Origin of the sequence: Oxalobacter aliiformigenes (genome assembly GCF_027116575.1) — a bacterium.
Taxonomy (GTDB): Bacteria; Pseudomonadota; Gammaproteobacteria; order Burkholderiales; family Burkholderiaceae_D; genus Oxalobacter; species Oxalobacter aliiformigenes.
This window is the reverse complement of the sequence record NZ_CP098252.1, coordinates 2,247,965-2,261,014: the sequence shown is the minus strand read 5'-3', so window position 1 is coordinate 2,261,014 and position 13,050 is coordinate 2,247,965. Positions and strand designations below refer to the sequence as shown.

Annotated in this window: 15 protein-coding genes; 11 read left to right on the top strand and 4 right to left on the bottom strand. The window is 49.6% G+C overall.

Annotation, left to right across the window (positions count from 1 at the left end; all coding sequences use genetic code 11):
- Positions 1–131: 131 nt before the first annotated feature.
- Positions 132–704: a DUF2889 domain-containing protein gene (locus NB647_RS10370; protein ID WP_269264496.1), complete on the bottom strand. Its 573-nt coding sequence runs from the start codon at positions 702–704 to the stop codon at positions 132–134.
- 249 nt (positions 705–953) lie between these two features.
- Here NB647_RS10370 and recA point away from each other — a divergent pair, with 249 nt between their 5' ends.
- A complete protein-coding gene (gene recA / locus NB647_RS10365; protein ID WP_269278803.1) occupies positions 954–2,018 on the top strand; it encodes a recombinase RecA in 1,065 nt (354 codons plus the stop codon).
- Positions 2,019–2,065: 47 nt separating this feature from the next.
- Positions 2,066–2,515, top strand: coding sequence for a recombination regulator RecX (gene recX, locus NB647_RS10360; protein WP_269264494.1), 450 nt, complete (start codon positions 2,066–2,068; stop codon positions 2,513–2,515).
- A 17-nt stretch (positions 2,516–2,532) separates the two neighbouring features.
- On the opposite strand, the gene lgt is transcribed toward recX, so the two are convergent.
- Positions 2,533–3,342 (bottom strand): prolipoprotein diacylglyceryl transferase, encoded by an 810-nt coding sequence (gene lgt, locus NB647_RS10355; RefSeq protein ID WP_269264493.1) that lies wholly within the window; start codon positions 3,340–3,342, stop codon positions 2,533–2,535.
- 199 nt (positions 3,343–3,541) lie between these two features.
- Here lgt and ilvD point away from each other — a divergent pair, with 199 nt between their 5' ends.
- The 9 genes from ilvD (at position 3,542) to NB647_RS10310 (ending at position 11,381) form a co-directional block, all read left to right on the top strand.
- On the top strand, positions 3,542–5,392 hold the full coding sequence (gene ilvD, locus NB647_RS10350; RefSeq protein WP_269264492.1) for a dihydroxy-acid dehydratase: 1,851 nt from the start codon (positions 3,542–3,544) through the stop codon (positions 5,390–5,392).
- 137 nt (positions 5,393–5,529) lie between these two features.
- Positions 5,530–6,924: an argininosuccinate lyase gene (gene argH / locus NB647_RS10345; RefSeq protein WP_269283431.1), complete on the top strand. Its 1,395-nt coding sequence runs from the start codon at positions 5,530–5,532 to the stop codon at positions 6,922–6,924.
- Between the two features lie 75 nt (positions 6,925–6,999).
- Positions 7,000–7,608, top strand: coding sequence for a MotA/TolQ/ExbB proton channel family protein (locus tag NB647_RS10340; protein ID WP_269264490.1), 609 nt, complete (start codon positions 7,000–7,002; stop codon positions 7,606–7,608).
- Between the two features lie 16 nt (positions 7,609–7,624).
- Positions 7,625–8,050: an ExbD/TolR family protein gene (locus NB647_RS10335; RefSeq protein ID WP_269264489.1), complete on the top strand. Its 426-nt coding sequence runs from the start codon at positions 7,625–7,627 to the stop codon at positions 8,048–8,050.
- Positions 8,051–8,089: 39 nt separating this feature from the next.
- Positions 8,090–9,127, top strand: a complete 1,038-nt coding sequence (gene lpxK, locus NB647_RS10330) for a tetraacyldisaccharide 4'-kinase (protein ID WP_416143568.1) — start codon at positions 8,090–8,092, stop codon at positions 9,125–9,127.
- Positions 9,108–9,287 carry a Trm112 family protein gene (locus tag NB647_RS10325; protein WP_269264488.1) on the top strand — a complete coding sequence of 60 codons (180 nt, stop codon included), beginning with the start codon at positions 9,108–9,110 and terminating at the stop codon, positions 9,285–9,287. The genes lpxK and NB647_RS10325 overlap by 20 nt, the downstream gene beginning before the upstream one ends.
- Before the next feature lie 31 nt (positions 9,288–9,318).
- Positions 9,319–10,083 carry a 3-deoxy-manno-octulosonate cytidylyltransferase gene (gene kdsB / locus NB647_RS10320; protein ID WP_269264487.1) on the top strand — a complete coding sequence of 255 codons (765 nt, stop codon included), beginning with the start codon at positions 9,319–9,321 and terminating at the stop codon, positions 10,081–10,083.
- Between the two features lie 134 nt (positions 10,084–10,217).
- Positions 10,218–10,874, top strand: a complete 657-nt coding sequence (gene adk / locus NB647_RS10315) for an adenylate kinase (protein ID WP_269283428.1) — start codon at positions 10,218–10,220, stop codon at positions 10,872–10,874.
- Between the two features lie 111 nt (positions 10,875–10,985).
- Positions 10,986–11,381, top strand: coding sequence for a sodium/proton-translocating pyrophosphatase (locus NB647_RS10310; protein WP_269283426.1), 396 nt, complete (start codon positions 10,986–10,988; stop codon positions 11,379–11,381).
- Between the two features lie 375 nt (positions 11,382–11,756).
- On the opposite strand, the gene NB647_RS10305 is transcribed toward NB647_RS10310, so the two are convergent.
- Both NB647_RS10305 and NB647_RS10300 read right to left on the bottom strand, forming a co-directional pair.
- A complete protein-coding gene (locus tag NB647_RS10305) occupies positions 11,757–12,257 on the bottom strand; it encodes a TPM domain-containing protein (RefSeq protein WP_269264485.1) in 501 nt (166 codons plus the stop codon).
- On the bottom strand, positions 12,257–13,042 hold the full coding sequence (locus NB647_RS10300) for a TPM domain-containing protein (protein ID WP_269283424.1): 786 nt from the start codon (positions 13,040–13,042) through the stop codon (positions 12,257–12,259). The genes NB647_RS10305 and NB647_RS10300 overlap by 1 nt, the downstream gene beginning before the upstream one ends.
- Between the last annotated feature and the right edge of the window lie 8 nt (positions 13,043–13,050).

The following is a 13,050-nucleotide window of genomic DNA, read 5'->3' as shown; positions in this document are numbered from 1 at the left end:
AAAACGATAGCATCATAAAACTTTTACGAAATCCGGCAAGTCGAAAATTTTCCACAGACTTGTCCACATGCTTATCCACAGATATGATTGGCTTTTGAATAGCCTGCCATATCCGGCAGGCAGGCGACAGTTTATTTGGCGGTTTCGGATTTGATCGACCAGGCAGGATAAAATCTTTTGACTGCTGGCCCGGCGGTGTCCATACAGTGACACTGGTCCAGATGAAACGGCCTGTCTTCCGCTTTCTGAAAAGCGGCTTTTGCGCGCGCTTCTTCTTCACCGAAAACAAAAACCTGCATGGCAACAGACGGTATCGCTTCAGCCAGTTCATTCATGTGAGTGCATCCGAGAATGCCCTTGAAACGTTCGTGCAACTCATGACGGAAGTGATGCAAAACATTCAGACCGATGAGCTGCCTGTAACGCGAATGGATTCGCTCGCAATATCCCTCGAACGGAACATCATCGAATGCAACATATGCATCAACGACTGTACCCTGTGCATTGATCGTCAGACGTAACCACAAATTGTGTACAGGCCTCTTGGCAGGAATGACGAATGAAGTCAACAGCAAATCGTGGGTTTTGACATCGGTGAAATGGGCATCGATATCCCATAATTCGTCATTTCTGTAAAAAAACTGGACTTGGATTGTTCTGGTATGTTTCAGAACACGGGCAGTAGTAGGAAGTGGAAGTGACATAATGCTTTTAAGAAGTCAGTACCATTCACCGCTATGGCAAACAGTTGCCAACATCTGTCATCGAACAACCGCTCGCGATACGGCGTTGGGCGTATTATATCCGAAAAACATGACCAGCATAAAGAATGAAGGCGGATATAAATTTTGATAATTGTCTGCAAATACTACAGTCTTTTAATAAAATTACTGTTAATATATACAGCAAAGTGGTTTTGGATCTTTGTTGGCTGTTTAAACTGAAAGAATCTTATGGACGATAATAAAACTGCATCCAATCAGGAAAAAAACAAGGCATTGGCCATTGCTCTTGCGCAGATTGAAAAGCAATTCGGAAAAGGATCCATCATGCGGATGGCGCCCGGAGTTGTCGTTGAGGAAATTCCTGCTGTATCGACAGGTTCCTTGGGGTTGGATATCGCACTGGGTGTCGGTGGTTTGCCTAGGGGACGGGTTATCGAGATTTACGGCCCGGAATCTTCAGGTAAAACGACGCTGACGTTGCAGGTCATTGCGGAGATGCAAAAACTGGGAGGGACGTGTGCGTTTATCGATGCCGAACATGCACTGGATGTCGGTTATGCGCAGAAACTGGGGGTTCATCTGCCTGATCTGCTGATTTCGCAGCCGGATACCGGAGAACAGGCGCTTGAGATTACGGATGCACTGGTCCGTTCCGGTGGCGTTGACCTGATCGTGATCGATTCGGTTGCGGCATTGACACCCAAGGCTGAAATTGAAGGTGATATGGGTGATTCCCTGCCGGGATTGCAGGCAAGATTGATGTCACAGGCGTTGCGAAAGCTCACAGGCAGCATTAATAAAAACAATACAACCGTCATATTCATCAATCAGATCCGTATGAAGATCGGTGTCATGTTCGGTAATCCTGAAACGACGACGGGGGGGAATGCACTGAAATTCTATTCTTCTGTCCGCCTGGATATCCGCCGGACAGGATCGATCAAATCCGGCGATGAGGTAATCGGCAGCGAAACACGTGTCAAGGTCGTCAAGAACAAAACAGCTCCTCCGTTTAAGGAAGCCTATTTTGATATTCTTTATGGAGAGGGGACTTCCCGTGAAGGTGAGATCCTCGATCTGGGAGCGGAAGCCAAAATCGTTGAGAAGGCCGGTTCGTGGTATAGCTATAATGGGGAACGGATCGGGCAGGGAAAAGACAATGCACGTAACTATTTGCGTGCACATCCCAAACTGGCTCGCGAAATTGAAAACAAGGTCAGGGCATCTTATGGTGTCAGGGAATTGCCTCCCGTAGAAGATGATGCAGCGGAAACGGAAAATTCCGGAGAATAATGTACTGTTCCCGCAAAATCCGGTTTCCGGGGTGAATGGCGATTGCGATGAAGCAGAAAATAACATTGAAGGCACGTGCAATACGTTATTTATCCATTCGTGAGTACAGTGTAAGGGAACTGGCACGCAAACTGTCTCCCTATGCAAGCAATGAAGATGATCTGGATGCATTGATGGAATGGTTGCAGGCCAGAGGGTTTCTCTCCGAGTCGCGTTTTGTGGATGCCTATGTCAGACGGCAGTCGGTGCGTTACGGAAATGCGCGCATTCTTCGGGATTTGCAAAATCACGGTGTCTCCGATTCGGTGTTGCACGATACGGAATCGGAGATGTTGGACAATGAGTTTGAACGGGCATGGCATGTATGGCGGAAAAAGTTCGGTCATAAACCTTCCGATATCCGGGAACAAGCCAGACAGATCCGTTTTTTGCAACAACGAGGGTTTTCAGGCGAAATTATCAGGCAGGTAATGAAGAGTGATGCATTACCTGACTGATTTTTATCCGCTTGCTGTTAAAGGCGGTTTTTCCTGCGCGCGTTAGCATAGATCAGATATAGCGCAAGAAGCCCGAAAACGATCATGGGCAAGGACAACATCTGTCCGGCCGAGATGGTCATGCCGGCAAAAGAAACTTCATAATCGGGGGTCCGGAAATATTCCGTGAAAAATCTTGCCGAACCGTACAGGAAAGCATACATGGCGCTGACTGCCCCAAGAGGGCGTTCTTTTCGGGCATATATCCATAGGATAATGAACATCAGTATGCCGTCGACTAATGCCTGATACAACGGAGACGGATGCCGTGGAAGCATGTCTACATTCGGCCAGATCATGGCCCATGGCAATGACGGGTCGGCAATTCTGCCGGGCAGTTCGGCATTAATGAAATTGCCGAGTCGGCCTGCCGCATAGCCGAGGGGGATCAGGGGGGCAATCAGATCAAGCGTTGCCACGATATTTTTGTGATTTTTTCTGCACCATATCCACGCGGCGACGATAACGCCGATAAATCCTCCATGATAGGACATTCCGCCATGCCAGACTGCGAAAATTTGCAGGGGATGAGAAAAGAAATAGGCAGGATTGTAAAAGAATACTTCTCCCAGACGGCCGCCGATAATAACGCCGAGAACGCCATAGAAAAGCATGTCGTCAAGGTTCTTGACCGTCCATCCTTGATGCATGATGTGTGGCTGTTTCAGCCGGATCCGTCCGAGCATGATGAAAAGAACAAATGCCAACAGATACATAAGGCCATACCAGTGTACGGAAAGCGGACCGATGGAGATGGCGACAGGATCGGGTAAGGGATGTACTAACATGATGGGTGATAGATAGCTGAACTATCGAATTTTTCTGAAAGAGATGAATTTTGTCACATGTTTGCGTATTTGGGATGCGTATTTGCAAATAACGCTAGCTTTGGGTTTTTTCTGTCCAAAGCGAAATCAAGAAAGGTGTTTCCTTTCTGATTTCATGTCAAAATATTCCATTATTGCAAAATAAATTGGAGATTTTTAAATGCCTCGATATCGTTCCTGGACTTCGACTCATGGAAGGAATATGGCGGGTGCACGTGCCTTGTGGCGTGCAACCGGTGTGAAAGATGGCGATTTCGACAAACCGATTATCGCTGTTGTCAATTCGTTTACCCAGTTTGTACCGGGTCATGTGCATCTGAAAGATCTCGGCCAGCTGGTTGCCCGTGAAATTGAAGCGTCAGGCGGTATTGCCAAGGAATTCAATACGATCGCTGTGGATGACGGTATTGCCATGGGGCATGGCGGAATGCTTTATTCCCTTCCGTCCCGGGAACTGATTGCCGATTCGGTCGAGTATATGGTCAATGCGCATTGTGCCGATGCGATGGTTTGCATTTCCAATTGCGACAAAATCACTCCCGGAATGCTGATGGCTTCGCTGAGGCTGAATATTCCGACCATTTTCGTTTCCGGTGGCCCGATGGAAGCGGGCAAGCTGATGGGAGTCGTTCCCGGACAGAAAGTTGTCAAGGTGGATTTGATCGATGCCATGATTCAAGCAGGCAATCCCAATAACAGTGATGAGCTGGTTATGGATTACGAAAGATCCGCCTGTCCGACGTGCGGATCCTGTTCCGGTATGTTTACGGCCAATTCGATGAACTGCCTGATGGAAGCGCTTGGCATGGCTCTTCCCGGAAATGGCACGCTTCTGGCGACGCATGCCGATCGCAAGGAGCTGTTTCTGAAAGCCGGACGTACGATTGTCGATATTACCAGACGTTATTACGAACAGGATGACACTTCCGTATTGCCGAGAAGTATCGTCACCAAGCCGGCACTGGAAAACGCCATGGCACTGGATGTGGCGATGGGAGGATCCACCAATACCGTTCTGCATTTGCTGGCAGCAGCCAATGAAGGAGATGTTCCGTTTGTCATGGCGGATATTGATCAGGTTTCCCGTCATGTTCCCTGTCTTTGCAAGGTATCGCCGGCAACACATGATTATTATGTCGAGGATGTTCATCGTGCGGGGGGCATTCTGGGGATTATGGCTGAACTGAATCGTGCCGGTCTGATCAATCCGGATACCCGGACGGTTTACGGTAAAACGCTGGGCGAGGCAATCGGTCAGTATGATGTTATGACGACCCGGGATGAAGGGGTACGTACTTTCTACAAGGCGGCACCGGGCGGTGTCAGGACGCAGGAAGCATTTTCACAGGATACACGTCATGCCGAACTGGATCTGGATCGGGTTTCCGGCTGTATTCGTGACAAGGCGCATGCCTATACGCAGGATGGAGGTCTTGCCGTACTGTACGGCAATATCGCTGAAAATGGCTGTATTGTGAAAACAGCGGGGGTTGATGCCAGTATTATGCAGTTTACCGGGAAAGCACGTATTTTCGAGAGCCAGGAAGATACCGTCGAGGCGATTCTCGGTGATAGGATCCACCCGGGTGATGTGATTATTGTCCGTTATGAGGGGCCTAAAGGCGGGCCGGGTATGCAGGAAATGCTTTATCCCACTTCCTATATCAAGTCGAAAGGACTGGGGACTTCCTGCGCCCTGTTTACGGACGGGCGTTTTTCAGGGGGGTCATCCGGTCTGGTGATCGGACACGCTTCGCCCGAAGCAGCATCAGGCGGTGCGATAGGGCTGATTGAGGAAGGTGACGAAATTGAAATCGATATTCCGGCACGCCGTATCCGTCTGAAAGTCTCTGATGACGTGCTGAAACAGCGTCGTGAGAAGATGGAAGCGAAGGGGGCCGATGCCTGGAAGCCGGTCAATCGTGACCGCAAGGTTTCCAAAGCATTGCAAATGTATGCGGCCATGGCGACTTCTGCTGATCGTGGCGCCGTGAGAGATATTTCCAAATAATCCGGATTGCCGGACATATGAAAAATCCCTGCGTCAGGCAGGGATTTTTTTTAATCGGCAAAAGCTTATTTTCGGAAGCCTTGTCGTGGTTTTATACAGCTTGTTCTATAATCCTGCCTATTCAACGGGATTTTATTATGAACGAACAATCTTCTACCAAAAACGATGTATGGTCCGGCCGTTTTTCCGAACCGGTCGATGAACTGGTCCAGCGTTATACGGCATCGGTGACGTTTGACAAGCGGCTTGCGGAATTCGATATTGAAGGATCGCTGGCGCATGCCGAAATGCTTTGTGCGCAAAAAATTCTGAGCGAGCGGGATTATGCCGATATCCGGCAGGGACTTTCGCAGATCCGTGACGAAATAAAATCCGGTCAATTCGACTGGCAAATCGGTCTGGAAGATGTCCATATGAATATAGAATGGCGTCTGACCGATCTGATCGGCGATGCAGGGAAACGTCTGCATACCGGTCGTTCGAGAAATGACCAGGTAGCGACCGATATCCGCTTGTATCTCCGTTCTGCAATTGATGATATTGATCATTTGTTGCGCCGATTGTGCCATACCCTGATCGAGGTCGCTGAACGGCACTACGGTACTATTCTTCCGGGCTTTACACACATGCAGGTCGCGCAACCGGTGACGTTCGGCCATCACCTGCTGGCTTATGCCGAAATGTTTTACCGGGATATCGAACGTCTGGCCGATTGCCGGAAACGGGTAAACCGCCTGCCTCTGGGCGCTGCGGCTCTTGCCGGAACAACGTTTCCGATAGACCGTGAACGGGTCGCGAGAACACTGGGATTCGAAGATGTCTGCCGCAATTCGCTGGATGCCGTGTCAGACAGGGATTTTGCCATTGAATTCTGTGCCGCTTCCGCCTTGATCATGACACATGTTTCCCGACTTTCGGAAGAGCTGATTATCTGGATGAGTCCCAGAGTCGGCTTTATCGATCTGGCGGATCGTTTCTGCACGGGATCATCTATCATGCCCCAAAAGAAAAATCCGGATGTGCCTGAACTGGCACGTGGCAAAACCGGTCGTGTGAATGGTCATCTGATTGGATTGCTGACCTTGATGAAAGGGCAGCCTTTGGCCTATAACAAGGACAACCAGGAAGACAAGGAACCGTTGTTTGATACAGTGGATACGGTAACCGATACGTTACGTATTTTTGCCGATATGGTCGGTGCCATTACGGTAAAACCGGAAACAATGCGTCAGGCTGCCTTGCAGGGTTACGCGACGGCGACGGATCTGGCCGATTATCTGGTCAAAAAAGGCTTGCCATTCCGTGATGCGCATGAAGCTGTTGCCAGAGCCGTCCGGTTTTGTGTGGAAAAGGGGTGTGATCTGAGCGATCTGACACTGGAGCAGATGAGGAGTTTTTCCGATCTGATTGATCCTGATGTGCTGGATATATTGACGCTTGAAGGATCTGTCAGTGCCCGGAATCATATTGGCGGTACCGCACCCGATCAGGTGAAAAACGCCATTGCCGGCCTGAAAGTACGGCTGGGATGATGTACGAAAAAGAGTGAAACGGACTGCGTTTTCACTTTTTTCGTGGCATGAAAATGTTTATGTGAGGAGGCTTCAGTGTTTTATATTATTCAGGCAGCCGGATGGCCTATCTGGTTATTGCTGGTTGCTTCGGTTATTGCATTGGCACTGATTATTGAACGGCTCTGGTATCTGAGACGAAAAAGGATTTTGCCGTCCGGCCTTCTTGAACAGGCGATCAGGGATTATCGGGACGGACGAGTGGATAGCGCCACGATCAACCGGTTTGAAAGAAATTCGCCACTGGGTGTCGTTTTGGCTACAGGTCTGCAACATTCCGATATGTCGCGGGATGAAATGAAAGAAGCTATGGAAGATACCGGACGTACGGTTGCGTTGCAGCTGGAACGTTTTCTGACGACTATCGGGACGATTGCCACGCTGGCGCCGCTTATGGGGCTGTTCGGAACGGTTGTCGGCATGATCGAAATTTTCGGAGCGCAGAATGCAGCCGGAACGAATCCGGCCCAGCTGGCCCATGGAATTTCCATTGCTCTGTACAATACGGGATTCGGTTTGCTGATTGCCATGCCGACATTGATTTTTTACCGTCATTTCAGGGCACTGGTCGACAGTTTCCTGATCGAGATGGAAAGACAGTCGGCACGGTTGGTGGATGCAATTTGTTTTTCCCGCCGTACCTGATTGAGAGGAGGGGGTCATGAATTTTCGGAAAGGAAAAGTGCATGAAGAACCTGAAATCAATCTGATTCCTTTTATTGATGTCTTGCTGGTTATCCTAATCTTTCTGATGGTCACGACGACTTACAGCAAATATTCCGAGTTGCAGATCACGTTGCCGACGGCAACTGCCGAGAATGTTCCCGTTCGTCCAAAGGAACTGGTTGTATCGGTCGATGCATCCGGTAAAATCTCCCTGAACAATGAACCTGTCCGTTATGAGCATCCCGCACAGCTGGCTTCCGAAATGCGGAAGCGGGCCATTATGCAGGATGACGGAAAAGGGCCTGTCGTTGTGGTGTCGGCTGATGGAGCGGCACGCCATCAGAATATAGTCAATGTGCTGGAAGCGGCGAGACTGGCAGGGCTGGACCGATTGACGTTTGCAACCGTAAAGCCCGAGTGATGCGCATATCGCAGCAACTGTGTCTTGTAAAGGTAATCATTGAATATTTCCAAAATCAACCATTCGAATTTCTGGATGAATGTCTGGATGCGACGGGGGAGCATTGCCTGGTTCCTGTGGCCGTTTTCCCTCGTTTTCGGGATGGTGGTGGCAATTCGTCGTTATGGTTACAGGAAAAAATGGCTGAAGTCGGTCCGTTTGCCAGTGCCAGTCGTTATCGTAGGCAATATTTTTGTCGGTGGAACGGGAAAAACACCCATGGTGATCTGGCTGGTGAAGCTTCTGCAAAAGGCCGGTTTTCATCCGGGAGTCATTTCAAGGGGATATGGCACATCCAATAGTAGTCCTGTTGAGGTGTCTTCTTCATCGAAAGCATCTGAAATCGGGGATGAACCGCTTCTGATCGTGCAAAAAGCCCGGTGTCCGCTGGTCGTTTGTCGAAACAGGGTCAAGGCAGGCCGGTTTCTGCTGGAAAAGCATACAGAGGTCGATATTATTGTATCGGATGACGGAATGCAGCATTATGCTCTGGAAAGAGATGTCGAGATCATGCTGTTCGATGGCCGTGGTGGTGGAAACCGGTGGATGTTGCCTGCGGGGCCTTTGAGAGAACCCTTGTCGAGAAAGGGGGATTTCACCATCGTGAATGGCAGGAATTATCCATCACCGGGCAATCCGATTTATGTGCCCGATCTGTATCGGATGCAATTGAAGACCGAAATGGCCGAACAATTGAAAAACCGGAATCGTACCGCAAGACTGAAAGATCTGGGGGGAAGGATTGTTGCAGCGGCAGGTATCGGCAATCCGGCACGTTTTTTTGCTTCTTTGCGCGCTTGTGGCCTGTCGTTTTCCGAAATGCCGTTGCCGGACCATTTTGATTTTTCTTCCAATCCTTTCCGGCAGGTCGGGGCGGATATTATCCTGATTACAGAAAAGGATGCGGTCAAGTGTTCTCAAATTGATGAACTGATTCAGGATGAACGGCTCTGGGTGGTTCCGGCCATGGTCGCAATCGATAACGATGAGCTGGAACAGAAAATCGTGGAGAAATGTCGTGGATACAAAACTGCTTGATATATTGGTATGTCCCTTGTGCAAAGGTCCCCTGAAATACGATAAAGATAGGCAGGAACTGGTTTGTCGCGGCGATGGGCTGGCTTATCCGATAAGAGACGGCATTCCCGTCATGTGGGTGGATCAGGCGAGATCGCTGGAACATTATCCGGAAGAATGAAGCTTTTTTAACTGAATATTGTTGAATTATTATGTCTTTTTATGTCGTTATACCGGCAAGACTCGCTTCGACACGCTTGCCCAATAAACCGCTGGCGGATATTGCCGGCAAACCCATGATTGTCCGGGTGGCCGAACAGGCCAGATTGTCCGGAGCAAGCGATGTGATCGTCGCAACGGATCATGAATCCATCGTGGATGTCTGTTCCGGTTTCGGCATCAGGGCGATGTTGACGAGGAAAGATCATGTTTCCGGAACCGATCGTATTGCGGAAATTTCCCGGAAAATGGACTGGTCGCCATCGGCGACGGTAGTTAATGTGCAGGGTGATGAACCACTGATTGATCCGGAGCTGGTCGCTTCTACCGCAGCGCTTGTGTCGGAGGATGTCCCCATGGCAACGGCGGCGCACAGACTGGAACAGCCGGAGGATATTTTCAACCCCAACTATGTCAAGGTCGTTCTCGATCGTTTCAATCGGGCGCTTTATTTTTCGCGAGCCCCTATTCCCTGGTACAGGGACGGTTATGCCAAAGCGGCAAAAACATATCCGTCGGTTTTCAATGCCTTGCGTCATGTCGGGCTTTATGCGTTCCGTAACGAGTTTCTGAAAATGTATTCATCGTTATCGGTTTCTCCTATTGAACAAATCGAGTCGCTGGAACAGTTGAGGGTTCTCTGGCACGGTTATTCCATCGCTGTGCATGTTACGGAAAAGATACCGGAAGCCGGAGTGGATACCGCTGAGGATCTTGAAAGGGTGTGCCGTTTTTTCAATGGCGACAGACGGAATTGACAATTGTCGAAATTGTTTGCATTACAAGGTAAAATCAAAAGTTTGAACGGCGGCAAAAGCATATCGAGCGATGCTGGTGCCTGGTATGCGCTGGTGATGCCGTCACTTTATTTATATTTTCTAGGAATTTTGCGATGCGTCTCATTTTGTTAGGGGCTCCGGGAGCCGGTAAAGGCACTCAGGCAGCTTTCATTCGTGAACAGTACGGTATTCCCCAGATTTCGACAGGTGACATGTTGCGTGCCGCGGTGGCGGCAGGAACACCGCTTGGTCTGGAAGCCAAGAAGGTAATGGAGTCCGGTGGCCTGGTATCAGACGAACTGATCATCAATCTGGTCAAGGATCGGCTGAAACAGCCGGATTGCCAGAAGGGGTATCTTTTTGACGGATTTCCCCGCACGATCGGCCAGGCCGAAGCGATGAAGGAAGCCGGTATCGCCATCGATTATGTGGTTGAAATCGATGTTCCTGATGACATCATCGTCTCACGTATGAGTGGCAGACGGGTGCATCCGGGTTCCGGACGGACGTATCATGTGGAATACTATCCTCCCAAGGTCGAAGGAAAAGATGATCTGACCGGTGAGGATCTGATTATCCGTGACGATGACAAGGAAGAAACCGTCAAGAAAAGATTGGCGGTATATCATGACCAGACGGAAATTCTGGTGGATTATTATGGCAAGTGGGCCGCTTCCGGCGAGCCGGGTGCTCCCCAGTACCGGAAACTTGACGGGGTGGGGTCAATTGAAGCGATCCGTGCAGGGATTCTGGATGCACTGAGAAACTGAAATTGTTGCGTGGGCAACCGGTACTCTTTGTCAATCTGAAGTAAAACCTCTCTTTCGTAAAAGGAGACGTTATGGCTGCAGGTTTGTGGTTCGCTATCGCATGTGGAGTGCTTGCCCGTTGTATATGGTCTTGTTACGCGTAGCTGGATTCTTTCCGGGGATCCGGGTAATGAACGCATACAGGAAATTGCCCATGCCATTCAACAGGGAGCTTCGGCATATCTCACCCGGCAGTATCGGATAATCGGTATTGTCGGGTTTGTTCTGTTTGTCATTATCATTTTTTTTGCCGGATCTGGAATTCGTGACCGTTATCGGATTTCTGGTCGGTGCCGTTTTGTCCTGTGCGTGTGGTTTTATCGGTATGAACGTGTCGGGCAGGGCAAACGTCCGTACGGCACAGGCCGCGTCAAATGGCATGCAGGGCGCATGAGTGCCGCGTTCAGAGGTGGTCCCATTACCGGTATGCTGGTTGCGGGGGCGCCGCGTTTTTTTATCTCGTTCTGACTTATTTGCCTTCAAGTGCTAGGCTTTTACCGCATGATCTTGTCAGATTACTGGTCGGACTGGCTTTGGGCACTTCACTGATTTCCATTTTTGCTCGGTTGGGCGGGGGAATTTTCATAAAAGGCGTGGAGTCGGAGCGGATATTCCGGAAGATGATCCGCGCAATCCGGCCGCGCACGATATGGTGACAAGACCTCCTGCGGTAATTGTGATTGCAGTGGGGTCAATCGCATGGAAAAATCGAAATAAGGATTGTCGGATTCGGAAAAGACAGCATAAGCTGCCTTTTTTGTGTCGATATCTCCTCCGGTTTGTTATCCGGAATCCGGAAAACGCTGATTGATTTTATTCAGTGTACATTGTTTTGTGTTCAGGTCAGAGAATGACAGGAGAATCGGGGAGAATATTGGTCCGTGGATTTTTCCTGGGGAAATGGATTTCCAGAATGGCGTTCATTTTGTCCAGAGCATGGCAAATGCCGCGATGAAACTGTTTTTCCCTGAAGTTTTGCGACATGTTCCTGCAGAGGGTTTGCCATGTTTCCGAAGTGATCTGTTTGTCGATTCCTTTGTCCGTCACGATCTCGATTTTACGGTCTGACAGATTGATATAGAGAAGAATCCCGGTGTTTTCCCGGGTATCACGGATTTGGTAGCGGTCGAATAACTCAAGTGCTCGTGTTCTGGGTGTTTTCCCGTTCATTATCTCGGAAAAGGAAAGTGCCGTTTCGATAATGACTCTGATTTCGGCACAATGCCGCTCTTCGCCTCTGGAGATGATCGTTTCGATTTTGGCCAGTGTTGCAGTTGTGAATGCGCGTCGTGCGGCGAGGGAAGTCGTCGTCAAGTGATACCAGAGTCTTTTCAGTCTGTTCATTACCAGTCTCCGGATGCTCCGCCGCCGTCGAATCCTCCACCTCCACCGGAAAATCCTCCCGGCCCGAAATCGTCGTGATCCCTGAACCGGTCATGCATTCCTCCTCCAAGAATGATACCCGTGGTTCCCCAGTGGCCGTGTTTTCCCAAACGTCGCGAAGAGCGTGATCGTAAAATGATAAAGATGAAAAAGAGAATCGGGATTAAAAGAGGAAACCACGACGAGGAGTTTTTACCCCTGTCGGTGTGCTCGTTGGCGGGAAAGGTTTCCTTGTCCAGTGTCGCGGTGATTGCCGTTATGCCGGTTGCCAGTCCGTCATAGAAATGGTTCTGTCTGAAATAAGGGGCAATAATGTCTTGCAGGATCTGTTTGGAACGAATGTCTGTCAATACTCCCTGGATACCTCTGCCAGTTTCAATCCGGAGTCGTCGCAGTCCGGGCGGATTGTTTTTGGCAACGATCAGCAAAACACCATCATCGATACCTTTCCGGCCAAGTTTCCATTGATCGGCTACACGAATACTGTATTGTTCAATGGTTTCGGGCGCCGTATTGTCGATCAGCAATACGGCGATCTGGTTTCCGGTTTTCTGTTCGTAATCCGCCAGATATTTTTCCAGGTTCTGGCGCTGGGAGAGTGTCAGAAGACCGATTTCATCCGTTATATGGGCCTTCAGTTCCGGGACGGGTCTGGCAGTCGTCTGAGTGTGTCCATACAGAGCAAAACACAAGCCGAACGCCAGAACGAGAAAAAAATGCCATACCGGATGGGATTTTGTACCCATGACGTACT

Bases quoted from the DNA above. Each gene is read 5' to 3' on its own strand.
- NB647_RS10370 (WP_269264496.1), bottom strand. From the start codon at position 704: ATGTCACTTCCACTTCCTACTACTGCCCGTGTTCTGAAACATACCAGA.
- recA (WP_269278803.1), top strand. From the start codon at position 954: ATGGACGATAATAAAACTGCATCCAATCAGGAAAAAAACAAGGCATTG.
- recX (WP_269264494.1), top strand. From the start codon at position 2,066: ATGAAGCAGAAAATAACATTGAAGGCACGTGCAATACGTTATTTATCC.
- lgt (WP_269264493.1), bottom strand. From the start codon at position 3,342: ATGTTAGTACATCCCTTACCCGATCCTGTCGCCATCTCCATCGGTCCG.
- ilvD (WP_269264492.1), top strand. From the start codon at position 3,542: ATGCCTCGATATCGTTCCTGGACTTCGACTCATGGAAGGAATATGGCG.
- argH (WP_269283431.1), top strand. From the start codon at position 5,530: ATGAACGAACAATCTTCTACCAAAAACGATGTATGGTCCGGCCGTTTT.
- NB647_RS10335 (WP_269264489.1), top strand. From the start codon at position 7,625: ATGAATTTTCGGAAAGGAAAAGTGCATGAAGAACCTGAAATCAATCTG.
- kdsB (WP_269264487.1), top strand. From the start codon at position 9,319: ATGTCTTTTTATGTCGTTATACCGGCAAGACTCGCTTCGACACGCTTG.
- adk (WP_269283428.1), top strand. From the start codon at position 10,218: ATGCGTCTCATTTTGTTAGGGGCTCCGGGAGCCGGTAAAGGCACTCAG.
- NB647_RS10305 (WP_269264485.1), bottom strand. From the start codon at position 12,257: ATGAACAGACTGAAAAGACTCTGGTATCACTTGACGACGACTTCCCTC.
- NB647_RS10300 (WP_269283424.1), bottom strand. From the start codon at position 13,042: ATGGGTACAAAATCCCATCCGGTATGGCATTTTTTTCTCGTTCTGGCG.